This is a genomic window from Streptomyces sp. NPDC001536 (genome assembly GCF_042894505.1).
In the GTDB taxonomy this organism is placed as follows: Bacteria; Actinomycetota; Actinomycetes; order Streptomycetales; family Streptomycetaceae; genus Streptomyces.
Map to the genome: position 1 here is coordinate 191837 of NZ_JBIAVQ010000009.1, position 22064 is coordinate 213900.

Below are 22064 nucleotides of genomic sequence, written 5' to 3' on the forward strand. Positions count from 1 at the left end.
TGCGTCACCGACGACGTACGAGAAAACAAAAGGTTGCACGGATCTTGTGAGGCATCTGTGTGGGAAGGGCCACGCCCGCGACCCGTGATGTTCCTGGGGCGGCATCCGCTGGGACAGCGGGGAGTGCAAGCCGAACGAAGGGGTGGGGCCCATGGAGAAGCAGGCCGAACGGGTGCCGTGCGCGAGCGGGATGCGGGCGCGGGCGGCGGAGTTCGTCGCCGGGATCACCGCCCGCAACCGGCTGCCTCTGGACTACTCCGTGGCCAGTCTGCGGGTCGTCGACTTCCTGGTCGACGGCTTGCGCAAGGGGGGCGCCGACCAGGAGCGGGTGCGCGGACCGCTGCTCGCGCTGGGTGCCTACGTCGGTGAGGTGCTGGTGCGCCGGGCGGGCGCGGTGTGGGTCGACCTGGACGAGGCGCAGCGCGGGTACTTCGGTCAGCCGGTCGGCGTCCGGATGCCCGACGGCCGGGTCTGGAACCCCCTCGGCAAGGTCCTCAACCGCTTCGAGGCGGGCGGCCCCGAGGAATCCCTCCAGACCTTCTACCTGACCCTGCACGGCCGGGCCCGGCGAAGGAGCGCGGCGTGAGGCGCACCATCGAGGTCGCGTACGGCATGGGCTGGGACGCCGGGTCCGTCCTGGGGGCGATCGGTCCCGGGGCGGCGGCCGAGCGGGACGCGGCGGGGCAGCCGTACGCCGTCGTCCTGCGGGAGACCGGCAGCCCCGAGGCCGTCGTGGCACAGGTGGCGCGGGCGCGGAACCACCTCGGTATCGCGGTGTACGACGCGCAGGGGCGGCGCTTCCTGGAGGTCGACCTGCGGCAGCTGGACGCGGACCGCCTCTTCCTGCGGCGACGCAGTGCGTGGGCCTACCCGGACGACCTGGCACCCGAGTTCGCGCCGGACGCGGGGCGGGTCACGGTGACGCTGTGGCCGGACGGACGGGGCTCCGAGGTCGTCGAGCCACAGGGCGACAAGGGCGTCTCGCGGCACACGGTCCCCCAGGTGCCGGACGAGCAGCGGTGGTTCGAGGTGCCCCGATTCGGGTGCTGGGAACGGCTGTTCGCGCCGCTGGGCATCGAGGGCGCGGACGGCGTCGAGCTGCGGGAGATCACGGACGTAGCGCAGTCCGGGACCGTCGAGCCCAACTGGCGGGCGCCCGAAGGGATGCGGCCGCGCCATCTTGCCGAACTCTTCGTCGCGGGCACCCGGTTCTCGTCGCCCGACGGCGAGTACACCGTGCGGGAGCCGATCGAGGCGGGGACGCTGCTGCTGCCCAGCGGACGGCTGGTGGCGAAGGACCCCACGTACGGGGCGAGCGACGAGGACGCCGGGTTCACCGTGACGGTGGCGCCCGGGAGTTACCCCGTGCAGATCGCCCGCGCCGCCGCGAAGTTCGAGGAGTACGTCGCCGCGCGCGTCCTGGTCCGCGACCGGCCGGCCGTGCGCTGGGAGGCCGCACTGCTCGACGGGCAGGACGAACGGCTGCTGGGCGAGGGCGAGTTCTACGGTTTCGGGGTCGACGCCGGTACGGCCGCCTTCACCGACGCCACCGCCGCCCCCGACCTCGGGCGCCGGTACTGGGACGGGCTGGTCGCCGGTACGCAGGAGGAGGACGTCCACGGGGTCGCGGTCGTCGACGACCCGGCGAACGGCACCAATCTCATCGCCTACCCGAGCGGCCGGGGCGACGGCTCCTACCCGGTGTGGGTGGGCCGGGACCGGGAGGGCGAGGTCACCTGCTTCGTGGCGGACATGCTCGTCCTGCACCGGGCGGAGCCGCGCACCGAGGAGGCAGCCACCTGACCAGGCCGTGGACGCGGCGGTCCGGGGAAGCCCGCCGTGTCCACGGCCGTCCCCCGCGACACGCGGGGCCCAGTGACACATCTGTGGCGTCCGGCGCTGTTGACCGTGGGGGCAGCCCCGCAAGGGCGGTCAAGGCGAACGGTGTCGAACCGCTACGAAACGGTACGGACGAGGACAGTTCTTGGGTCGAGGAGGGGAACCCCGCCGCGTGCAGGCGTACGACGGGGAGCTTGGCGCGGCTGTCGCGCGGGCCCAGGAAGGCGACGAGGCCGCCTTCGCGGTCGCGTACCGGCTCGTGCAGCCCGGCCTGCTCGGCTACCTTCGCGGGATCGTCGGCGACGACGCCGAGGACGTGGCCTCCGACGCCTGGCTGGAGATCGCCCGCGACCTCGGCCGGTTCCGGGGCGACGGGGCGGGCTTCCGCGGCTGGACCGCCACCATCGGGCGGCACCGGGCGCTGGACCATCTGCGCCGGCTGAAGGTGCGGCCCCGGTCGGCGGCGCTGGAGCAGGACGTACTGGATCTGCCGGGCCCGCACAGCACCCACGACCAGGCGCTGGAGTCCATCTCCACGGACCACGCCCTGGAGCTGGTCCGGGGCCTGCCCCGCGACCAGGCGGAGGCCGTGCTGCTGCGGGTGGTCGTCGGTCTCGACGGCCCCGCCGCCGCCCGCGTCCTCGGCAAGCGGCCGGGCGCGGTGCGCACCGCCGCCTACCGGGGCCTGAAGCGGCTGGCTCAGCAGCTGGGCGTCGAGAGTGTGACGGATGACGATCCCCGAACGCTGGGGGAGTCGAAGTAGTGAACGGCGACGACGGCGGCAGGCCGGACAGGGACAGGGACGGGAACGGACATGGGTGAAGGGCGGAGCGGCAGCGGGGTCCCCGGCCGTCGGCATGTGCACCCTGGCGGCACCGGTTCCCCGAACGCCGACGGGGCCGACGGTCTGGAGAAGCTGCTCGCCGCCGCCGTGCGCGAGGACGTCGCCCGGCACGAGGGCCGCGCCGGTGACGCCGGGGAGCGGCAGGCCCTCGCCGCGTTCCGGGCCGCCCGCGACACCGGGGCGCATCGGGCCCGCACCCGCCGCCGGGACGACTGGCGGCCCCGGGAGCAGCGCCGGCTCTCCCGCTCGCTGCGGACCACGCTCTCGGTGTTCCTGGCCAGCCTCACCCTCGGCGGCGTCGCGTTCGCCACGATCGGCACGGACGGCTCGTCGCCCGAGGCGGAGAAGAAGGACTCGCCCCGGCCGCAGACGTCCGCCCCCGTGCGGCAGCCGAGCACCACCGCCCCCGCCACCGAAAGCCCTTCCGCGCAGCCCGACCGCCCGGTCACCGCCCAGGACACCGAGGCCCACTGCCGTGCCTACGAGAAGGTGCGGGGTCGCGGCAACGCGCTGAACTCCACGGCCTGGCGGCGGCTCGTGGAGGCGGCGGGTGGCGAGGGGAACGTCGCGCGGTACTGCGCCGACCAGGTGGCACAGGGCCAGCAGGCGGACAAGCCCGGCAAGAGCGAGAAGAACGCCGACGACAAGGCCGGCAAGAAGAAACAGTAGCCCCGCAGGGCCCCGCTGCCAAAGCAACGGCCGGGGCCGCCACCCCCCACAGGAGAGGCCCCGGCCGTCGCGCGGCACGGGCCGCGCGGCGACCCGTACTTCCTACAGCGCCATGGATGCGTTTTCTGTCACACCCGGGGGAGTACCCACCCCATCACGAGGTAGTTGCATCTTGTACGGACATGGACGAGCAGCGGTTTCAGGTCGTAACGTGCCTTTCGCGCCGAGCGCGGAAGCGAGAGATCACCGCAATCGCAGGCGGCCTCGGGGCCGCGACCATCGACTGAGGAACCATGCGTGCTGGGGGATGACGCGGAGCTGACCGCCGCGGTGCTTGCGGCACAGGACGGGGACGAGACCGCGTTCCGGACTGTGTACCGCGCCGTGCACCCACGGCTGCTCGGGTACGTCCGGACGCTGGTCGGTGATCCGGACGCCGAGGACGTCGCCTCCGAGGCGTGGTTGCAGATCGCGCGGGACCTTCAGCGGTTCAGCGGGGACGCGGACCGCTTTCGCGGCTGGGCCGCCCGTATCGCCCGCAACCGCGCCCTGGACCACATACGCATGCGCGGCCGCCGCCCCGCCATCGGCGGCGACGAGACCGAACTGACCGCGAAGGCCGGCGAGTCCGACACCGCGGGCGAGGCCATCGAGGCCCTGGCCACCGACAGCACCCTCTCCCTCATCGCCCGCCTTCCGCAGGACCAGGCAGAGGCCGTCGTGCTGCGGGTCGTGGTGGGCCTCGACGCCAAGACCGCCGCCGAGACACTGGGCAAGCGGCCGGGGGCCGTACGGACCGCCGCGCACCGGGGTCTGAAGAAGCTCGCCGAACTGCTCGGCGCCGATCTGGAAGCCGACGGTGTGCTCGACGCGCTCCCTCCCCAGCGAGAACCGCACGCTCGTGCGGTGTCGTCCGCGAGTGTGACGCATACGCGTCCGCGGACGCAGAAGGACATGTGATGGCCGACAAGCAGTACGGGTGGCTGGACCGCGAAACGGCGGAGCGTTTGCTGCGCGGCGAGTCACTGGACAACGCTGTCGACCCCGCCGCCCGCGACGACGCCGAGCGCCTCGCCAAGACCCTCGGTGCGCTCTTTGCCGAACCCCCGATGAGCGCCGCCGAACTCCCCGGCGAGGCCGCCGCCCTGGCCGCCTTCCGCAAGGCGCACGGGGACCACGAAACGGCTGCCGGCTCCGCCCGCGCCCCCTCCCGCCACACCCCCTCCGCCGACGCCGGGCTCATCCGCATCGGTCCCCCCGGCCACCCTGCCCCGCGTCCCCGTCACCGGCGGCCCGTGCGGCTGGGGCTGGCTGCCGCGGTCGCCTTCGGGATGGTCGGCGGAGTGGTCGTCGCGGCCGCGACCGGGGTGCTGCCGAGGCCGTTCGGGGAGGACCAACCGCGGCCCGGTGCCTCGGTGTCGGCCGCCGTGACGCCGGACCGTCCGCTCGTGTCGCCGTCGCCGGACGACGCCGCGCAGGGCGAGCCGTCGCCCGACGGGTCCGCCGGCGCGTCCCCCGAGCAGGGCACCCCGCGCACCGACGCGGGCGTGGCGCCCAGTGCCACCCCCGGCGCCGACGGAAAGGGCCGCACGGGCGGCTTCGGCTCCTGGTGGGACGGGGGCCCTTCGGCCTGCCGCGACCTGCGCGACGGCAGGCAGCTGTCCCCCGACCGCAGACGCGCCCTGGAAGGGCAGGCGGGCGGCTCCACACGGGTGGGGAAGTACTGCGAGGGCGTACTCGAGACCTCGGACGGTCCGGCCGGTCCGGAGGACGACCGCAAGGACTCGGGCAAGGACCGGGACGGCAGCGGCGGCCGGGGCGGTGACGACGAAAGCCACCACGGAGCCCCCGGCGGCAACGGCCACGGCCACGGCAACGACCACCACCAGAACGGGGGCTTCACCACCCCCTCGCCGTCCCCGTCGGACGACACCACGCCGCAACCGAAACGGGCCGCCGCCGTTCCCGAACCGTCGCCGAACCCGTCGTACTCCGCCCTCTGACCTGCACTTTCATAGAGCGTTGAACTTTTTTCGCGACGGGTGTGACATTTTCGGCCGCGGTGGCGCTGAGATGAGTGAGCCGACTGGTCATCGGCCGTCGCACAGAGCCGGGGTTCCCCCCGTACTCACGGCTCGTGCACCTCGGCGCGGGGGGGGGCCCGGGCCCCCCCCCCCCCCCCCCCCCCCCCCCCCACAGGTCACCAGTACACGACGACCTTGTCGCCGCTGCGCACCTCGTCGAACAGCTCCGCGATCGCCGCCTCGTCCCGCACGTTGACACAGCCGTGCGAGGCACCCGCGTAACCCCGGGCCGCGAAGTCGGACGAGTAGTGCACCGCCTGGCCGCCGCTGAAGAACATCGCGTACGGCATCGGTGAGTCGTAGAGCGTCGAGACGTGGTGGCGCGACTTCCAGTAGACGCTGAACACGCCTTCGCGGGTCGGTGTGTACTCCGAGCCGAACCGCACCGGCACCGTGGTCACGGTCCGCCCGTCCACCATCCAGCGCAAGGTGCGGCTCGACTTGCTGATGCACAGCACCCGGCCGGTCATGCAGCGCGCGTCCGGCGCGGCGGCCGGCTGCCCGCCCATCAGATACAGCTCCCACTTGCCCGGCTCGTGCGTCATCCTCAGCAGCCGCTGCCAGGTGACGGTGTCGGTCTCGCCGGTCTTCGGAAGCCCGCGCTTGCCCTGGAACCCCTTGACGGCCTCCTCGGTCGTCCCGTCGTACGTCCCCGTCGGCCCCTCGAAGATCCAGGCGACCTGCCGCAGCCGGGCCTGGAGCTCACGGACGTCACGGCCGGTGTCGCCGGGGGCGAGCAGCACCTTCGGCGGGGTCTTCGTCGGCTTCGGGCTGGGCTTGTCGTCCTCGGCGCCGGCCGGGGAGGAGGGGGAGCTCTTGGGCAGCTCGACCCGCACCGGGCTGTCCCCGTCGCCCTCCGCCGCCTGCACGGTGCAGCCGCCCACGGCCGCCACCGCCACCAACGCGGCGATCACTCTCCTCATGCCCTCTGTACGCATGTCCGCCCCCGCCTTCTCACCACTGGTGTCACCAGAGATGGCTTCCCGCGGATGACTGGTTGCGAACGGCACGGCATTGTTGTGAGGAACCGGCGAGTGAATCCTCAGCGGGAGGCGGCACACCATGGCGCGCGAGTCGGAGTCCGGACTGCCCATCGAACCGGTCTACGGTCCCGGCGACCTGGACGGCTGGGACCCCGCCCAGAAGCTGGGCGAACCGGGCGCGTACCCCTTCACCCGAGGCGTCTACCCGTCGATGTACACCGGCAGGCCCTGGACCATGCGCCAGTACGCCGGCTTCGGCACGGCGACCGAGTCCAACGCCCGCTACCGGCAGCTGATCGCCCACGGCACCACGGGCCTGTCGGTCGCCTTCGACCTCCCGACCCAGATGGGCCACGACTCGGACGCCCCGATCGCCCACGGCGAGGTCGGCAAGGTGGGCGTCGCCGTCGACTCGGTCGACGACATGCGGGTCCTGTTCGACGGGATCCCGCTGGACCAGGTCTCCACGTCGATGACGATCAACGCGCCCGCGGCCCTGCTGCTGCTGATGTACCAGCTGGTGGCGGAGGAACAGGGCGTACCCGCACGGCAGCTGACGGGCACGATCCAGAACGACGTGCTGAAGGAGTACATCGCGCGGGGGACGTACATCTTCCCGCCGAAGCCCTCGCTGCGGCTCATCGCCGACATCTTCAAGTACTGCCGGACCGAGATCCCGAAGTGGAACACCATCTCGATCTCCGGCTACCACATGGCGGAGGCGGGTGCCTCGCCCGCGCAGGAGATCGCCTTCACACTGGCCGACGGCATCGAGTACGTCCGCACCGCGGTCGCGGCCGGAATGGACGTCGACGACTTCGCCCCGCGGCTCTCCTTCTTCTTCGTGGCCCGTACGACGATCCTGGAGGAGGTCGCCAAGTTCCGTGCCGCCCGCCGGATCTGGGCCAGGGTGATGCGGGAGGAGTTCGGCGCCCGCGACCCCAAGTCGCTGATGCTGCGCTTCCACACCCAGACGGCCGGGGTCCAGCTGACGGCCCAGCAGCCGGAGGTGAACCTGGTCCGGGTCGCCGTCCAGGGCCTCGCGGCGGTGCTCGGCGGCACCCAGTCCCTGCACACGAACTCCTTCGACGAGGCGATCGCCCTGCCGACGGACAAGTCGGCGCGGCTGGCGCTGCGCACCCAGCAGGTCCTGGCGTACGAGACGGACGTGACCGCGACGGTCGACCCGTTCGCGGGGTCGTACGCGATCGAGAGGATGACGGACGACGTGGAGAGGGCCGCGCTCGACCTCATGCGCCGGGTCGAGGACCTCGGCGGCGCGGTGGCGGCCATCGAGCACGGCTTCCAGAAGAACGAGATCGAGCGCAGCGCCTACCGCATCGCCCAGGAGACGGACGCGGGCGAACGGGTCGTCGTGGGCGTCAACCGCTTCCGGCTCGACGAGGAGGAGCCGTACGAGCCCCTGCGCGTCGACCCGGCCATCGAGGCCCAGCAGGCCGAGCGCCTGGCCCGGCTGCGCGCCGAGCGCGACCAGAGGGCGGTGGACTCGGCCCTGACGGCCCTGAAGAAGGCCGCCGAGGGCGAGGACAACGTCCTGTACCCGATGAAGGAGGCGCTGCGGGCCCGGGCCACCGTCGGCGAGGTGTGCAACGCACTGCGGGAGGTCTGGGGGACCTACGTTCCGTCGGACGCGTTCTAGCGTGCGAGACTCCCTCTCATGTTCGGCGTCATCGACCTCCCCACCTATCTCGCGGGCCTTGTCCTGATCGTCCTCCTCCCCGGGCCCAACTCCCTGTACGTGCTCTCCGTCGCCGCCCGGCGCGGGGTCCGGGCGGGGTACACGGCGGCGGCCGGGGTGTGGTGCGGGGACGCCGTGCTGATGACGCTGTCGGCCGCGGGGGTCGCCTCGCTGCTCCAGGCCAACGCCGTGCTGTTCGGGATCGTGAAGTACGCGGGCGCCGGGTATCTGACCTGGCTGGCGTTCGGGATGCTGCGGGCCGCGTGGGCGATGTGGCGGGCGCGGGGCGAGACGAGCGCGGTCGCGGAATCCGGTACGGCCGACGAACGGCCCTTCCGCCGCGCCCTGGTCGTCAGCCTGTTCAACCCCAAGGCGATCCTGTTCTTCGTCGCCTTCTTCGTGCAGTTCGTCGACCCCGGGTACGCCTACCCCGCGCTGTCTTTCGTGGTGCTCGGGGTGTTCGCGCAGGTCGCGAGCTTCCTGTACCTCAGTGCGCTGATATTCGGCGGGACGCGGCTGGCGGAGGCGTTCCGGCGCCGGAGGCGGTTGTCGGCGGGGGTGACGTCGGCGGCGGGGGCGTTGTTTCTCGGGTTCGCGGTGAAGTTGTCTCTGGCCAGTGCGTGATGGCGGCTGCGGGCCACCCCTAAAGAAGGCCTGCTGCGGTGAGGTATTTCTGCAAGCCCACCGGCGTCTCCCCTGCCCAGCCCACATAGCCGTCCGGGCGCACCAGGAAGAGGCCCGTTCCGTACGACTCCTGCGCCTCTCCTCGTACGACCTTGATCGCCCCCGGCACCTCCGGCGCCTCCGTGCCCACCGCCACCAGCGTCCAGTGCGGTCCCCGGAACGCGTCGAAGAGGCGTGTCCCGCCCAGCAGTCCGTCAGGTGCGCGGTCGCCCGCGCGTACCCCGGTCACCGCCTCCCTCGTCTCCTGGGTGAGGGACGAGTCCCGGTACCCCAGCCCCAGCTGACGGGTCGCGTCGCCGCGTCGGGTCTCCCCGCGGTGGACGCTGGCCGTCAGGCCGAGCATGTCCGCGGCGATGGGGCGCCGCTCCTCCTCGTAGGTGTCCAGCAGGGTTGCCGAGGCGTCGCCCCGCAGTACCGCGCCCAGCTTCCAGCCCAGGTTGTAGGCGTCCTGGACGCTGGTGTTGAGGCCCTGGCCGCCCGCCGGCGAGTGGATGTGGGCGGCGTCGCCGGCGAGGAAGACCCGGCCTGAGCGGAAGCGGTCGGCGAGGGCCATGCGGGGGCGGAAGTCGGAGGCCCAGCGGACCTCCGTGACCGCCGAGGGGTCGAGGTGGGAGCGGGTGGCGATCACCTTGCGGACGCCGTCCAGTGACAAGTCGACCGTGGTGTCGGCCGGGAACTGGGCCGCCACCTGGAAGTCCTCCGTACCCGCGAGCGGGCAGATCGCCAGGAAGCCGTCGCCCTCCCCGTTCGGCGGGAAGGCGTGCCAGTGGTCGCGGTCCAGGCCGGTCAGGCGTACGTCCGCCACCAGCGTCGGCTGCGGGTCCACCGTCTCGCCCGTCATGCCGATGCCGAGCGCGCGCCGCACCGCCGAGCGGCCGCCGTCCGCCGCCACGAGATACCGGGCGCGGATGTCCTCGCCGTTCGTGAAGTGAGCGGTCACTCCTTCCTCGTCCTGGGTGAGACCGGTCAGCTCGCGTCCGAAGGCGACCTCGCCGCCGAGCTCCGTCAGCCGTGCCGCCAGGATCCGCTGGGTCCGCCACTGCGGGACCATCCACGGCTCGTTGTAGGGGGAGTCCTCCGTCGCCTCGGCCGGGTCGAACATCTGGTGCTCGCCGACCTGCTTGCCGTCCTGCCAGATCATCCCGACCGGGTAGCCGCCGCCGGCGGCGCGGATCGCGTCGAGGACCCCGAGGTCGTCGAAGACCTCCATGGTGCGCGGCTGGATGCCCTTGCCCCGCGAGCCGGGGAAGAGCTGCCCGGCCTTCTCCACCACCTGGGCGTCCACCCCGCGCCGGGCCAGATCGACACCGAGGGCGAGGCCGGTCGGGCCCGCGCCCACGATCAGTACATCGGTGCGCATATCCGTACGCATGCGGATCACTCTCCTTAACGCTGTTAAGTGCCGTCGCTCATGAGCCTGCCCTTAACGCCGTTAAACTGTCAAGCGTGACTACGGAACGACGCGCCCCCCTCGACCGCACCCGGGTCGCGGACACCGCCCTGAAGCTCCTGAACGAGGTGGGCCTGGACGGTCTGACCCTGCGTGCCATCGCCAAGGAACTCGACGTCAAGGCACCCGCCCTGTACTGGCACTTCAAGGACAAGCAGGCGCTGCTCGACGAGATGGCGACGGAGATGTACCGGCGCATGGTCGCCGGGACCGACCTCGACGCCGGCGACACCTGGCAGGAGCGGCTGCTGAAGGCCAATCGCGGGCTGCGCGCCGCCCTGCTCGGCTACCGCGACGGCGCCAGGGTCTTCAGCGGCTCACGCTTCACGAGCCTCGTGCACGTGGAGCAGATGGAGGACAACCTGCGCCTCTTCACGTCCGCGGGCCTCACCCTCTCCCAAGCGGTCAGGGCCTTGTCGACGACGTACCTCTACACCCTCGGGTTCGTCATCGAGGAACAGGGCGTCGAGCCACTGCCGGGCGAACGCCACGAGGGCTACGACATCGACGAACGCGCCCGCCTGATGGCCGACTATCCGTTGTCGGCCGCGGCGGGCGCGGAGATCTTCGCGGACTATGAGAGGCACTTCGAGGAGGGCTTGGCGCTGGTGATCGCGGGAATTGAGGCACGGTACGTCAAGAACGCCGGGTAGGGCCGCGCCCCGAAGGGGCGCGGGGAACTGCGCGACCAGCCACCACGGGCCCGCAGCCGAAATCAGACCTGACGAGCCCGCACCCTGCGCACGGCCCGCGTGACGACCGGCGGCAGCAGATCCACCGCGATACGCCGGGCCGGCGACCGGCGAGGCGCAGGCGCGCGGACGGGCTCCACCACCGGCTCCACGTAATGCCGAGACTTGGGAAACTCCGGCGCCCGCATCCCCTGCGCCCGAGCCCGAACCAACCGATGCCCCGCCGCATGCTGCACACTCAACCCGCAGTCCGCCCGCCCCCGCAGCATCTCCAGCAACTCCTCCTGCACGGACGAAGGATCACCCCACGTCCCGTACAGCTTCTGCGTACTGAGACAGATCGGCCGCAACCCCCGGTTCAGCACCGCCTCCCACGCCGCGACCGACACCCCCGGCGTGTGCTCGGACCGGAAGTCGTCGAGGACCACCACACCCTCCGGCAGCAGGATCTCCCGAGCCGCACCGATGTCGTCGCGGACATGCTCGTACAGATGCGAGGCGTCGATGTGGACGAAACGGCAGCTCCCCGCCGCGACCTCGGAGGAGATGACGGAGCTCGGCGCCTCGATCACCCGGGGCAGCTCCTCATGGAAGGAGAGGTAGTTCCGCTCGAAGGACTGCCGGGTGAGGGAGGCGTACGACTTCGCGGTCTCGGCCTTGTTGGCCCCGTCCGGCGCGTCGCCGCCGAAGAGGTCGCAGACCGTGAACCGCTCGCCCTCCGCCAGGTGCCGGCCGAGCAGGATCGCGCTCTTGCCCATGTAGGCGCCGAGTTCCAGGAGGTCGCCGGAGAAGCCCCGGCTCCGCTGCCGGTCGAGGAACCAGGTGAACAGCACCTGGTCGAGAGGCGGGAACCAGCCGGGTACGTCGCCTAGTTCGCCGGGGTACGTGTACGTCTGCTGTGCGTTGGCCATGGAGCATGTCTGCTCGCTGGAGCCCGCCCTAACTTTCCCCGCGCTGAACGTCCGGTGAACAACCTCAGCGAGCCTTGGCCAAGGCCGAACGCAGCTTCGGGGTCAGCGGCTTCTCGACGTACCGGTTCATCAGCCAGGCCAGCAGCAGCATCGAGGCGACCGTCAGCGCGAACGTCTCCGCCGACGGCAGCCCGAGCCCGATGTGCAGCCCGTGGATCACCACCCAGCCGAGGTGCTCGTGGACCAGGTAGAAGGGGTACGTCAGCGCCCCGGCCACCGTCAGCCAGCGCCAGTTCGCCCGGTTCAGCCAGCCCAGCGCGATCGCGGTGACGGCGAGGAAGCCGAAGGCGACGACGGCCACGATCCCGAGGGTGGTGCGGTGGGCGAAGGCATTCGGGTCGGCGGCGTTCCACAGGCTGCGGACCGCGTAGTGCTGGCCGATCAGGAAGCTGACGGCGACGATGCCCCACGCGTAGACGTCCCGCCGGTCGCGGTGGACGAGGTAGAGGCCGACACCGCCGATGAAGAAGGGCGCGTACTCGGGCATCAGGACGATGTCGAGCAGCGGTTCCTTCGAGGCCTGCGCGATCGCCGCGGCCAGCGTCCAGCCCGCGCAGAACATGATCACCCGGCGCCGGGAGGCTCCCGGCAGGACCACGCACAGGGCGAACAGGGCGTAGAAGCGGACCTCCGCCCACAGCGTCCAGCACACGCCCAGCACCCGGTCCACGCCCAACGGCTGCTGAAGCATCGTCATGTTGACCAGCGCGTCGCTCGGGGCGACCGCCTTGAAGGCGACCATCGGCAGCGCGAACACCGCCGTGACCAGGACGACCGCCACCCAGTACGCGGGCAGCAGCCGGGACGCGCGGGACGCGAAGAACGACTTCAGGGGTCTGCCCCAGCCGCTCATGCAGATCACGAATCCGCTGATCACGAAAAAGACCTGCACACCGAGACAGCCGTATGCGAAATACCCGCTCAGCGTCGGGAACTGGTCTTTCGCGGAACTTCCCCAGGCCGTCGTGACCTCGCCGCCGCGGCCGCCGTAGTGGTAGGCCGCCACCATCAGCGCGGCCACCAGCCGCAGCCCGTCCAGGGCCCGCAGCCGGGTCTCGCGGGGAGCGGTCCGCTCCGGCCGCCGGGGTGTCTCGATCACCTGGCGGACCGTCGTCGTGGTCACGGATATCCCCTCGATACAGCTGTTCCTACGGGTGCACACAGGCACATTAGTCCGAATCACAGGGATGTCTTGGTTGACGAGCCAACGATTAGCCGCACGGTCCCGGTGAGTTCACCTGAATGTCGTTTTGGCTTCCTAAATTCCCTCAGAATCCCCCCACACAAGCGGTAAAGCCCAAGAACTCGCCTGACCTTTGGTAAGAAGACAAAACAGGAGTGCCATGACGACGGTCCAGAAGAGACGTGCACGTGCGCGTGGAGGGGAGCTGGACGACTGCCTGCGCGCCTGCGCGGTGCACAGCGGAAAGGTCGTCGGCAGTATCGACCGGCGCCGCGTCGAACTCGCCGAGCAGCTGCGCAAGCTGCTCGTCGTATGGGGCACGACCGCCACGTCCGCCCCCGCGCCCGCCGCGGCCGGCGGCGCCGCCGCCCTGCTCAAGCGGGCCGTCAAGGGTGCCGCCACCCCGGCCTCCGCCATCCCCAACGAGCTCCTCGACGCGCTGCTCGCCGTCGCCAACAAGGCGCTCGAATGCGGCTACGACGACGAGCTCGACCTCGCCCTCGTCATCAGCGACACCGTCCTCGCCCAGCGCAAGAACTCCCGCGCCGGCTGGCGGCTGCGCGCCCGGCTCCTGGAGGCCCTCGGCGAGGAGACCGAGGCCGTCGAGGCGTTCGAGAAGTACCTCTCCCTCACCGACGACGACGGCTTCGGCGTCCGCGCCAAGATCGCCGGCCTGCGGGCCGCGGCCGACAAGGAGCGGGAGCTGCTGGCGCTGCTGAAGCGACAGAGCCCGCGCGCCGCGGAGTTCACCGGCCGCGCCGCCACCGACGTCTGGGCCGAGGGCCTGGCCGCCCACGCGGTGGGGGACTGGACCGAGGCCGAGCCGCGCCTCGTGGGAGCGCTCCTGACGCTGGCCGCCGAGGACGCCCCGGTCGCCGACCGGCAGGAACTCCTCAGCCAGTACCTCGACCTGCGCACCACCGAGTCGAGCGACCTCGCCGCCCTCACCGAGGCCCTCGCCCTCTACGCCGAGCAGCGCCGCAACCGGATGCGCGGCCCCGTCGCCGACCCCACCGTCGGCGGGGTGCAGTGGATCAGCCTCGGTGAGTTCCGCAACCGGATCGCCGGCAAGTCGATCTGCCTGATCGCCAACTCCGGGCGTGTGGGCTCCAGTTCGATGGGCGCCGAGATCGACGCGTACGACCTCGTCGTCCGCTTCAACTCGTACAAGATCGAGCCGAAGCACACGGGCTCGCGCACCGACATCCACGCCACCATCCACAAGCACGGCTTCAACTGGGACCAGCGGGTCGACACCCGGCTCGTGTTCGGCGGCATCTCCGGCGACTGGAAGTACTCGCTGCGCAACCGGCTGGTCCCCGGCGCCCAGACCTTCCTCGGCGACGAGTCGCTGCGCTGGCCCGTCCGCAACATCGGCAAGCTCGGCACCGACGTCTGGTCCGGCATCCCGACCACCGGCTTCAACATGCTGTACCTGCTGGACTTCCTGGACGTCAGCCCGACCCTGGACCTGATCGGCTTCGACTTCTACGAGAGCGGCGCCTACCGCGTCCAGGAGGCGATGAAGCTCGCGATCACGTCCGTGCACGAGTACACCAGCGAGAAGTCATGGGTCATGCAGCGGGCCCAGAGCGTGACCGACATGAGGATCTCCCTGCGATGACCACTGCCCTGCCTGCGATACAGGCCCCCGCCACCGACGCCCACGCGCTCACCGGCAAGCGCCGCATCGCCTTCGCGTCCTACGTGGACGAGAACTACCTGCCCGGCTTCCTGACGCTGCTGCGCAGCCTCGCCCTGTCGAACCCGGGCGTGTGCGAGGACTTCGTCGTCCTCTACGACGATCTGCGCCCCGGCTCGATCGCGCGGATCCGCGCCCTGCACCCGCGGATCGTCCTCAAGCGCGTCGGCGACACGCACTACGACTCGTACAAGAAGGGCGACCAGGACAACTACCTGGTCCGCAAGGCGTACTTCATCCTCGACGTGTTCAGGATCCGCGAGTACGACACGATCATCACCCTCGACACCGACATGGTGGTCCTGGGCGACCTGGGTGAACTCCTGCGGCTGCGCGAAGGGCTGGCGGCCGTCCCGCAGTTCTTCTACGGACAGCACAAGCTCAACTCGGGGCTGCTGGTCATCCAGCGCGAGTACCTGAGCGACGAGTTCTGCGCGAAGATCGACCGCTGCGGCCGCAACGGCGACTACGAGCTCGACAAGCACGACCAGGGCATCCTCAACGCCGTACTCGACGGCGACTTCGTGCGCCTCGACCCGCGCTACAACTTCGTCAAGCGGCGGCTGTCCGGAGACCTCCCGGTCCCCGAGGACACCGCGATCCTGCACTTCACCGGCCGCCACAAGCCCTGGCAGGGCGGCGAGGCCGGGTACAGCCAGGCGGAGGACCGCTGGCGCGAGTACGAGCTGTCGGACGCCGACTTCCAGAGCGCCTACCTCGCCTCCAGCGGCGGCCTCCACCACGACCTGGTCGTCCACTTCGGCACCCCGCACGTCAAGCGCACCGGTGACGTCGAGGTGGCCCGCAAGGTCGCCGCCGCGCACATCGCCTCCGGCGACTACCAGGACGCCGTCGACGTCCTGAGCAGCGTCCGGATCCCGCTCGACGAGGCCTGGCCGCACGAGGTCCTCGGCCACGCCCTGATGAGCGTCTCCCGCTACGAGGAGGCCAAGGCCCAGCTGCTGCTGGCCACCGCCGCCCCCAACCGGGCCGCCACGGCGTACGCCCGGCTCGCCCAGATGGCGTGGGTGCACGGCGACAACGCGGAGGCCCTGAAGCACGCCACCGCCGGGATCACCGTCGACCCGACCCACCGCTCCAGCCGGCTGTGGGCGCAGCGCGCGGCCGCCGTGCCCGCGCAGGAGCGGGGCAGCGCCGAGGACCAACTCGCCCACGTCGCCTTCTACATGGACCGGCAGGGCAACGCGGGCGACAAGCTCCTCCCGGAGACCGTCCGGCTCGCCTTCGGCCCGGACACCACCTCCCGCCGCTGGCACTCGGTCCACGCCCACCGCCTCTTCGACGAGGCCGCGCTGGAGCGCGTCAACGCCCGGCGGGGCCTGGTCATCGGCGGCGGCGGGCTCTTCATCCCGGACACCATGCCCAACGGCAACAGTGCCTGGCAGTGGAACGTCCCGGACGCGCTCCTGAACCGCATCGACGTACCGATCGCGGTCTTCGCCGTGGGCTTCAACGCCTTCGACGGCCAGTCCTACCGGGCCAACCGCTTCCGCGACTCGCTCCTCCAGCTCGTCGAGCGCTCCGCCTTCTTCGGACTGCGCAACCACGGCTCGATCGAGAAGGTCCGCGCGATGCTGCCGTCGCACCTGCACGACAAGGTGCGCTTCCAGCCCTGCCCCACCACGGTCATGCGCCAGCTGGTCGACGGCTGGCAGGACCCGGCGCGGCGCGAGAACACCATCCTCATCAACGCGGCCTACGACCGCGCGGGGCTGCGCTTCGGCCACGACTACGGCTACTTCCTCGCCCAGATGGCCCAGGCGGTGAGGGACTTGGGCGAGCTGGCGGACGTCCAGTGCGTCGCGCACTCCCTCGACGACGAGAAGATCGCCTTCGATCTGCGCCGCGAGCACGGCATCTCGCTGCCGGTCGTCCCGATGTACGACTTCGAGAACGACCAGATCCGCGAGCTGTACGCCCGCACCAAGCTGGTGATCGGCATGCGCGGCCACGCCGGGATGATCCCGTTCGGCGTCGGCACGCCCATCATCAGCCTGATCTCGCACCCGAAGATGGCGTACTTCCTGCGGGACATCGAGCGCCCGGAGTGGGGCGTCTCGGTCCACGACCGCCATCTCGCGGCCCGCCTGGTCGAGCGTGCGAAGGACCTCCTCGCCGACCACACCAAGACGGTCGCCGACGTCCACGGCCGCCAGCAGGAGCTGTGGAAGGTCACCGAGGCCAACGCGGCCGACCTGCGGGTGATCCTGGGCGGTTGAGCACATGAGCGGGCCCCCACGGCCTGACGGTCGTGGGGGCCCGTCGCTGTCTAGCGGCCGACGGCCCTGTGCAGCAGCCGGGTGAGCTTCGAACCGCTCGGCGGCTCCTTCTCGTACGCCTTCTTCAGCTGTTCGAAGTGGTCGGCGCGGGTGCGGCTCAGGTACTCGTCGGAGGTCAGCGGCTTGGCGATCGACCAGGCCCGCCGGTGCTGGCCGTCGTAGTGGGCGACATACGCCTTGGACAGCTCGAGGACGGACTTGAAGGGGATGCCGCCGGTGTGGTCGCGGTCGATCTCCTCCTGGACGGCGGAGATCAGGGCGAGCTTCTCGTCGACCGTGTAGTCGTCCTCGGTGATCCGCTTGAGGACGTCCGCGGGGATCGGCTTCGTCACCTCGAAGGCGAGGGTGGAGCGGATCGGCGGCCCGGCGATCTCGATGTACGGCAGCAGCGCACCCGTGCTGTGGTGCAGCCACGGCAGCCGGGGCCCGGCGAAGTCCTGGTGCAGGACGACCGTGCCGGGCCGCATCCGGGTCAGGAACCGCTCCGACACACACCGGAACACCCGGGCCGTCTTGGCTATGTCGATGTGCAGGAACTCCACGGGGCTGGTGTCCTCGGGATCCGAGGTCTGCCACAGGTCACCGGCGTGGATCTCCAGGAACGGCAGGAAGGGCTCCAGGCGGCCCTTGAAGTCGTCCAGGAAGGAGTTGTCGTCCACCGGCTTGTGACCGGAGTCGAAGAACTTCTCGGAGGCGAACGTGCCCTTGCCGACCCGGAAGAAGTCGTACGCGTGCAGCCGCCCGGTCTTCTGGTCGAACACGGGGCTCTCGCTCAGGCCGAGCGCGAGCGCGTACGTCGATCCGCCGCCCCCCGAGCCCAGTTCGACGATCCGGTCCCGGCCCGTGAGGTGGTGCCGGCCCACCAGGTACAGGAACTGCAGCTCCCAGGTGCTGCACTGGGTGTAGGGCAGATTCTCCGGCAGCGTGACGCTGTCGAAGAGGGAGTAGAGCCGGCCGAGCTTCGTCATGAGTGCCTCACGGGATTCGGATAGGCGGTGCCCGTGATCCTAGGGACCTGGACACCGCTTCACCATTGAATCAACGGAGTAGCTCGATGGTTGGGCTGTATTTCCACGGCCTTTCCAGGGAGTTCATCCCTCATTCGCTCAGCGCTTCACGGCCTTCTTCAGAGCCCGCGCCTGTCGTACGACCCGTCGGGCCGTGGAGTTGTGCGGCAGGAACGCCAGGCGCTCCGGGATGCCGCCGGGCAGCCCGAGGGACGTGAGGCGCTTCTTCTTGAAGTACCGCTGGGTGCGCGGGCGCAGCTGCTTGGCGAGGTACTTCTCCGCCGCCTCGCGCCGGCCCGGGTAGATCCGGTCCTGCTGGGTGAAGCCGACCGCGGTGACCAGACCGTTCAGCTCGTCCGAGGGGAGCGGGTCCTCGCCGCCCCGCTGCTCCAGGTCCGGCAGCACCGCGTCGGCCAGCACCGTCGGGACCCGGTTGCTGTTCTGGTACGGCGTGAGCCGGTCCAGGAGCGGCTCGGTGCCGATGCGGGCGACGGGAAGGTCGTAGAAGACCGACGCCGTGAACAGTGCCGTCGAGAAACAGCCGACGACCAGCCCCGGCCGGGCCTTCTCGAAGAGCACCTCGGCGAGGACGGGCGTGTCCAGCACGGTCAGGTCGACGCCCAGCTTCCCGGCCTCGGTCTCCAGGACGCGGCTGAAGCGGGCCGGCGCGGTGGGGTGCGGCTTGAAGACGATGCTGCGATGCCCGCGCTCGACCGCGCCGCGCATCATCCGTACGTGCAGATCCTCCTCCTCCTTGGCGGAGAGGATGTTCAGCGCGGACAGATACTGGCCGAGGAGCAGCGCCGAGTTCTCCGGCAGGACCGGCAACTCCGGTACGGCCGCGCCGAGTTCGCTCAGCACCTTCAGGAACGCGCCCGTGGGCACGACCTGCGCCGGCACGTCGAACTCGGTCAGCAGCATCGGCGTGAGTCCCGGCACCAGGTCCAGGTGGAGCAGCCGGCGCACCCGCGTGCCGACCAGCGGGTCGAGCTTGTTGCGGGTGGGGCCGTAGCTCATCAGGCCGTCCGCGTAGACATGCACGGGGGCGCCGGTGAACAGCTGGGCCACCGTGAGCGCGGGGGTGACCTGGATGGACTCCAGGACCAGCTCGACACGGTCCTCGCCCAGGCCCCACAGCAGCCGCAGATAACGCTCGAAGAGCGGGATGTCGTCGGCGCGCGGTGTCCAGGAGCCGGGGTGGAAGGGGCGGATGGCCTCGTTCCACGACAGCACGTCGTCGAAGTGGTCGCGCAGGGGTTCGAAGCCCGGCATGTCGTCGACCGCCGGAGTGGTCTCCGGGTTCGCCGAGTTGTTGAACACCAGCAGCACCCGGCGCTCCGCCTCCTCGAAGAGGTCGGAGTCGATCGCGGCGGCCAGGGTGGCCACCCCGTACAGCGTGGAGGCGCAGAAGATCTGGGTCGTACGACGGGGGTGGGGGGACATCAGGCAGCCGCCTTCGCTGTGGTGACCCGGCGCCGCAGCCGCCGCAGCTTGGACGAGCGGCGCAGGTCCATCGTGTCGAGTACGTCGCCGAGGGCGTCCTGCGGCATCCGCTTTATGGCCGCCGCGCTCATCGCCTGGAGCTGCTTGGCCACGCCCGGCTCCCACTTGGCCTGGTCGGAGAGATGGTGGGCGATGATCGCGCAGTAGGTGCGCACCGCCTTCGGGAGCAGCCGGGCGGCGTCCCGGTCGGTCGCCGTCTCCTCGACGACCTGGTCGAAGGCGCGGATGAAGTCCAGCTGACGGGCGTCACCGATCTGGGTGAGCGAGGAGGCCACCCCGCGCCGGTAGAACACCCCGAGCAGGCTCACCACGGCGAACGACTCCGCCTCGCGGTGCAGCTTCCAGATCCACGGCCGGTCCTCGGCCGTGCGCAGCCCGTCGGTGAAGTGCAGCAGGCCCTTGTCCAGGAGCCGGCGGTGATAGGCACCGGCCCACGCGTACGCGTAGTCGACGGAGGTCGTCCGGTCGGCGGGCAGGATCGCCTCGCGCGGGTTCAGCACCTCCCCGCGCAGGCCCACCGGCGCCCGGTGCACGGACCGGGCGCGGGCGGTCGCCTGGACGTGGTCGGTGCGGATGAAGTCGCAGCCCAGGTCCTCGATGGCGGCCACCAGCTCGGCGAGATAGCCCGGCGCGAGCCAGTCGTCGCCGTCGAGGAAGGTGAGGTACTCGCCCGTCGCCGCGTCCAGTCCGGTGTTCCGGGCGGTGGCGAGACCTCCGTTCTCCTCATGGCGGATATATCTCACCTGCGCGACATCCGAAAGCGATTCGGCCGCCCGTTCGAGAATGGCCGGTGTTTCATCCTTGGATTTGTCGTCGACCAGGATGAACTCGAAGTCGCTCCGGGCGTTGAGCCGCAGACTTCTGAGGGTGTCCGGGGCGTATTGCTGCACGTTGTAGAACGGCACGATCACGGAAAGCTTTGGCACCTGCGAAACGCTAGAAGGCCGCCCGGCAGGGGAACTGGACGGTGATGGTACGGGGGGTGAACTCAATGTGTCGGAACGGTGCATCCCATGTACTTCCCGGGCTTTGGCGGGCCAGTTCGGCTCTCGGTGGGCTGTTGTTAACTTTTCGTTGATTCGCGGTTGGGCCATACCTAGAAATTGCTTCCTAGCGTCTAGGACGTGCCAGCAAGTACAACGACGCCGACGCGAATCGCGGTCCTAGCGGACTCGGACACCCGCTGGAAATGGGGTGCCCTCACAGCTAATCGCATCGCCCCGCGCGAGGATGCGCAAGGGCCCCTCGCCCTGAGCGGTTTCCTGCTGCGCGGCCGCGCCACCCCCACCCCGCGCCAGCTGGCGGAGGTCGGCGTGCACGCCGACTCGCTGCGGGAGGTCACCTCCGTCGAGTTCCTGCGCGCCATGGCCGAGGAGGAGTACGACGTGGTCGTCGTCGCCCTCGTCGGCGGCGGCGTCCAGGCCATGCTGCACGGCCTCAAGCGCGTGTGGGAGGGCCGCGAGAAGCGTCCCGTCGTCGTCACCGGATACGTCGGTGTCGTCTACGAGAAGCTCGCCGACGGTCTGCTCCTGCGCCACGGCGCGGACCTGGTCCTCGCCAACTCCCGCCAGGACGCGGAGCGTTTCCGGGCCGTGTACGAGGGGGTCGGCGCCGACGCCTCGTCGGTGACGGAGGTGGCGCTGCCGTTCCTCGGCGGGGCCGCCTACGAAGGCGAGCACGACCCGTACACCGTGGTCTTCGCCGTACAGCCGTCCGTCCCGGACAGCCGCAGGGACCGTACGTACCTGCTGAACCGGCTGATCCAGCACGCCCGGCTGCACCCCGAGCGCGAGGTGCTGCTGAAGCTGCGCTCCAAGCCGGGCGAACACACCACGCACATCGAGGAGCAGCCCTACCAGAAGCTGGTCCAGCGGCTCGATCCGCCGGCCAACTTCCGCCTGGTGTACGGGAACATGGGCGAGGTCCTCGACCGCACCGACCTGCTCGTCACCATCAGCTCCACGGCCGCGCTCGAATCCCTGCACCGCCGGATCCCGACGGTCGTCCTGACCGACCTCGGGGTGCGCGAGATCCTCGGCAACCACCACTTCGTGGGCTCCGGCTGCCTCGCCTCCTGGGACCAGCTGGACGCGGGGCACCGGCCGGTGGCGGACGCGGAGTGGGTGGCCCGGCAGGGGGTCGTGGCGGACGGCTCGTACGAGACCGCGTTCGATGCGGCGCGGGAGCGGATCGCCAAGCTGCGGGCCCGTCCCGGGGGGTTGGCGCCGCTGACCCCGTACTACACGCCCGCCACGGCTCCTGGTTATCTGCCCGGCATTCTGGCCCGCCATCACCTCGGTCCCGACGGCAGTCCGCTGCCGGGGGCTCCCGCCGCGGACAAGGAGCCGGGGCCTGTCCGGCAGATCGTGCGGCGGGCGGCTCGGGGGGCTTATCGGCACGGGGTGCAGCGGGTGGCGCCGGTTATTCGGCGGATGGGGGAGCTTTGAGCGCCTT

At 70.8% G+C, this 22064-nt stretch carries 19 protein-coding genes; 12 read left to right on the top strand and 7 right to left on the bottom strand.

All coding sequences use genetic code 11. The features are described from left to right. Nucleotides 1-151: 151 nt before the first annotated feature. The 6 genes from ACFY0U_RS24890 (at nt 152) to ACFY0U_RS24915 (ending at nt 5355) form a co-directional block, all read left to right on the top strand. The gene (locus ACFY0U_RS24890; protein ID WP_388639264.1) at nt 152-586 is read left to right on the top strand and encodes a hypothetical protein; all 435 of its coding nucleotides are present in this window, start codon (nt 152-154) and stop codon (nt 584-586) included. Beyond that, entirely contained in the window at nt 583-1803 is a 1221-nt protein-coding gene (locus ACFY0U_RS24895; protein WP_388639266.1) for a DUF4241 domain-containing protein, read from the top strand. The genes ACFY0U_RS24890 and ACFY0U_RS24895 overlap by 4 nt, the downstream gene beginning before the upstream one ends. 181 nt (nt 1804-1984) lie before the next feature. Further along, nucleotides 1985-2602 (top strand): RNA polymerase sigma factor, encoded by a 618-nt coding sequence (locus ACFY0U_RS24900; RefSeq protein WP_361548314.1) that lies wholly within the window; start codon nt 1985-1987, stop codon nt 2600-2602. A gap of 51 nt (nt 2603-2653) precedes the next feature. Further along, nucleotides 2654-3352 (top strand): hypothetical protein, encoded by a 699-nt coding sequence (locus tag ACFY0U_RS24905; protein WP_388639268.1) that lies wholly within the window; start codon nt 2654-2656, stop codon nt 3350-3352. Between the two features lie 297 nt (nt 3353-3649). Next, nucleotides 3650-4312 (top strand): RNA polymerase sigma factor, encoded by a 663-nt coding sequence (locus tag ACFY0U_RS24910; RefSeq protein WP_388639269.1) that lies wholly within the window; start codon nt 3650-3652, stop codon nt 4310-4312. Beyond that, nucleotides 4312-5355 carry a hypothetical protein gene (locus ACFY0U_RS24915; protein ID WP_388639270.1) on the top strand — a complete coding sequence of 348 codons (1044 nt, stop codon included), beginning with the start codon at nt 4312-4314 and terminating at the stop codon, nt 5353-5355. The genes ACFY0U_RS24910 and ACFY0U_RS24915 overlap by 1 nt, the downstream gene beginning before the upstream one ends. 197 nt (nt 5356-5552) lie before the next feature. Here ACFY0U_RS24915 and ACFY0U_RS24920 read toward each other — a convergent pair whose 3' ends face one another. Then, complete coding sequence (locus tag ACFY0U_RS24920) at nt 5553-6359, bottom strand: L,D-transpeptidase family protein (protein ID WP_388639271.1); 807 nt, start codon at nt 6357-6359, stop codon at nt 5553-5555. Between the two features lie 139 nt (nt 6360-6498). Between ACFY0U_RS24920 and ACFY0U_RS24925 the strand changes: the two genes are divergently transcribed. Together ACFY0U_RS24925 and leuE are read left to right on the top strand one after the other, a co-directional pair. Beyond that, nucleotides 6499-8079 carry a methylmalonyl-CoA mutase gene (locus ACFY0U_RS24925; protein ID WP_388639273.1) on the top strand — a complete coding sequence of 527 codons (1581 nt, stop codon included), beginning with the start codon at nt 6499-6501 and terminating at the stop codon, nt 8077-8079. 18 nt (nt 8080-8097) lie between these two features. Continuing rightward, nucleotides 8098-8742 carry a leucine efflux protein LeuE gene (leuE, locus tag ACFY0U_RS24930; RefSeq protein ID WP_388639274.1) on the top strand — a complete coding sequence of 215 codons (645 nt, stop codon included), beginning with the start codon at nt 8098-8100 and terminating at the stop codon, nt 8740-8742. 19 nt (nt 8743-8761) lie between these two features. Here leuE and ACFY0U_RS24935 read toward each other — a convergent pair whose 3' ends face one another. Continuing rightward, a complete protein-coding gene (locus ACFY0U_RS24935) occupies nt 8762-10162 on the bottom strand; it encodes an FAD-dependent oxidoreductase (protein ID WP_388639623.1) in 1401 nt (466 codons plus the stop codon). A gap of 86 nt (nt 10163-10248) precedes the next feature. Here ACFY0U_RS24935 and ACFY0U_RS24940 point away from each other — a divergent pair, with 86 nt between their 5' ends. Beyond that, nucleotides 10249-10905, top strand: a complete 657-nt coding sequence (locus ACFY0U_RS24940; RefSeq protein WP_388639276.1) for a TetR/AcrR family transcriptional regulator — start codon at nt 10249-10251, stop codon at nt 10903-10905. A gap of 62 nt (nt 10906-10967) precedes the next feature. On the opposite strand, the gene ACFY0U_RS24945 is transcribed toward ACFY0U_RS24940, so the two are convergent. Continuing rightward, on the bottom strand, nt 10968-11855 hold the full coding sequence (locus ACFY0U_RS24945; RefSeq protein WP_388639278.1) for a class I SAM-dependent methyltransferase: 888 nt from the start codon (nt 11853-11855) through the stop codon (nt 10968-10970). A gap of 64 nt (nt 11856-11919) precedes the next feature. Further along, nucleotides 11920-13038, bottom strand: a complete 1119-nt coding sequence (locus ACFY0U_RS24950; RefSeq protein WP_388639280.1) for an acyltransferase family protein — start codon at nt 13036-13038, stop codon at nt 11920-11922. A 220-nt stretch (nt 13039-13258) separates the two neighbouring features. Between ACFY0U_RS24950 and ACFY0U_RS24955 the strand changes: the two genes are divergently transcribed. Together ACFY0U_RS24955 and ACFY0U_RS24960 are read left to right on the top strand one after the other, a co-directional pair. Beyond that, nucleotides 13259-14722 (top strand): glycosyltransferase family 29 protein, encoded by a 1464-nt coding sequence (locus ACFY0U_RS24955; RefSeq protein ID WP_388639282.1) that lies wholly within the window; start codon nt 13259-13261, stop codon nt 14720-14722. Then, nucleotides 14719-17040 (top strand): glycosyltransferase, encoded by a 2322-nt coding sequence (locus ACFY0U_RS24960; RefSeq protein ID WP_388639283.1) that lies wholly within the window; start codon nt 14719-14721, stop codon nt 17038-17040. The genes ACFY0U_RS24955 and ACFY0U_RS24960 overlap by 4 nt, the downstream gene beginning before the upstream one ends. A gap of 50 nt (nt 17041-17090) precedes the next feature. Here ACFY0U_RS24960 and ACFY0U_RS24965 read toward each other — a convergent pair whose 3' ends face one another. The 3 genes from ACFY0U_RS24965 to ACFY0U_RS24975 form a co-directional block, all read right to left on the bottom strand. Then, complete coding sequence (locus tag ACFY0U_RS24965) at nt 17091-18068, bottom strand: hypothetical protein (RefSeq protein WP_388639285.1); 978 nt, start codon at nt 18066-18068, stop codon at nt 17091-17093. Nucleotides 18069-18206: 138 nt separating this feature from the next. After that, complete coding sequence (locus ACFY0U_RS24970; protein WP_388639287.1) at nt 18207-19550, bottom strand: alpha-2,8-polysialyltransferase family protein; 1344 nt, start codon at nt 19548-19550, stop codon at nt 18207-18209. Then, the gene (locus tag ACFY0U_RS24975; protein ID WP_388639289.1) at nt 19550-20536 is read right to left on the bottom strand and encodes a glycosyltransferase family 2 protein; all 987 of its coding nucleotides are present in this window, start codon (nt 20534-20536) and stop codon (nt 19550-19552) included. The genes ACFY0U_RS24970 and ACFY0U_RS24975 overlap by 1 nt, the downstream gene beginning before the upstream one ends. A gap of 198 nt (nt 20537-20734) precedes the next feature. On the opposite strand from ACFY0U_RS24975, the gene ACFY0U_RS24980 reads away from it, so the two are divergent. Continuing rightward, nucleotides 20735-22057, top strand: coding sequence for a DUF6716 putative glycosyltransferase (locus ACFY0U_RS24980; protein WP_388639290.1), 1323 nt, complete (start codon nt 20735-20737; stop codon nt 22055-22057). The last annotated feature ends 7 nt before the right edge of the window (nt 22058-22064 follow it).

Bases quoted from the DNA above. Each gene is read 5' to 3' on its own strand.
- ACFY0U_RS24890 (WP_388639264.1), top strand. From the start codon at position 152: ATGGAGAAGCAGGCCGAACGGGTGCCGTGCGCGAGCGGGATGCGGGCG.
- ACFY0U_RS24920 (WP_388639271.1), bottom strand. From the start codon at position 6,359: ATGAGGAGAGTGATCGCCGCGTTGGTGGCGGTGGCGGCCGTGGGCGGC.
- ACFY0U_RS24935 (WP_388639623.1), bottom strand. From the start codon at position 10,162: ATGCGCACCGATGTACTGATCGTGGGCGCGGGCCCGACCGGCCTCGCC.
- ACFY0U_RS24965 (WP_388639285.1), bottom strand. From the start codon at position 18,068: ATGACGAAGCTCGGCCGGCTCTACTCCCTCTTCGACAGCGTCACGCTG.
- ACFY0U_RS24915 (WP_388639270.1), top strand. From the start codon at position 4,312: ATGGCCGACAAGCAGTACGGGTGGCTGGACCGCGAAACGGCGGAGCGT.
- ACFY0U_RS24925 (WP_388639273.1), top strand. From the start codon at position 6,499: ATGGCGCGCGAGTCGGAGTCCGGACTGCCCATCGAACCGGTCTACGGT.
- ACFY0U_RS24945 (WP_388639278.1), bottom strand. From the start codon at position 11,855: ATGGCCAACGCACAGCAGACGTACACGTACCCCGGCGAACTAGGCGAC.
- ACFY0U_RS24905 (WP_388639268.1), top strand. From the start codon at position 2,654: ATGGGTGAAGGGCGGAGCGGCAGCGGGGTCCCCGGCCGTCGGCATGTG.
- ACFY0U_RS24955 (WP_388639282.1), top strand. From the start codon at position 13,259: ATGACGACGGTCCAGAAGAGACGTGCACGTGCGCGTGGAGGGGAGCTG.
- ACFY0U_RS24960 (WP_388639283.1), top strand. From the start codon at position 14,719: ATGACCACTGCCCTGCCTGCGATACAGGCCCCCGCCACCGACGCCCAC.
- ACFY0U_RS24970 (WP_388639287.1), bottom strand. From the start codon at position 19,550: ATGTCCCCCCACCCCCGTCGTACGACCCAGATCTTCTGCGCCTCCACG.
- leuE (WP_388639274.1), top strand. From the start codon at position 8,098: ATGTTCGGCGTCATCGACCTCCCCACCTATCTCGCGGGCCTTGTCCTG.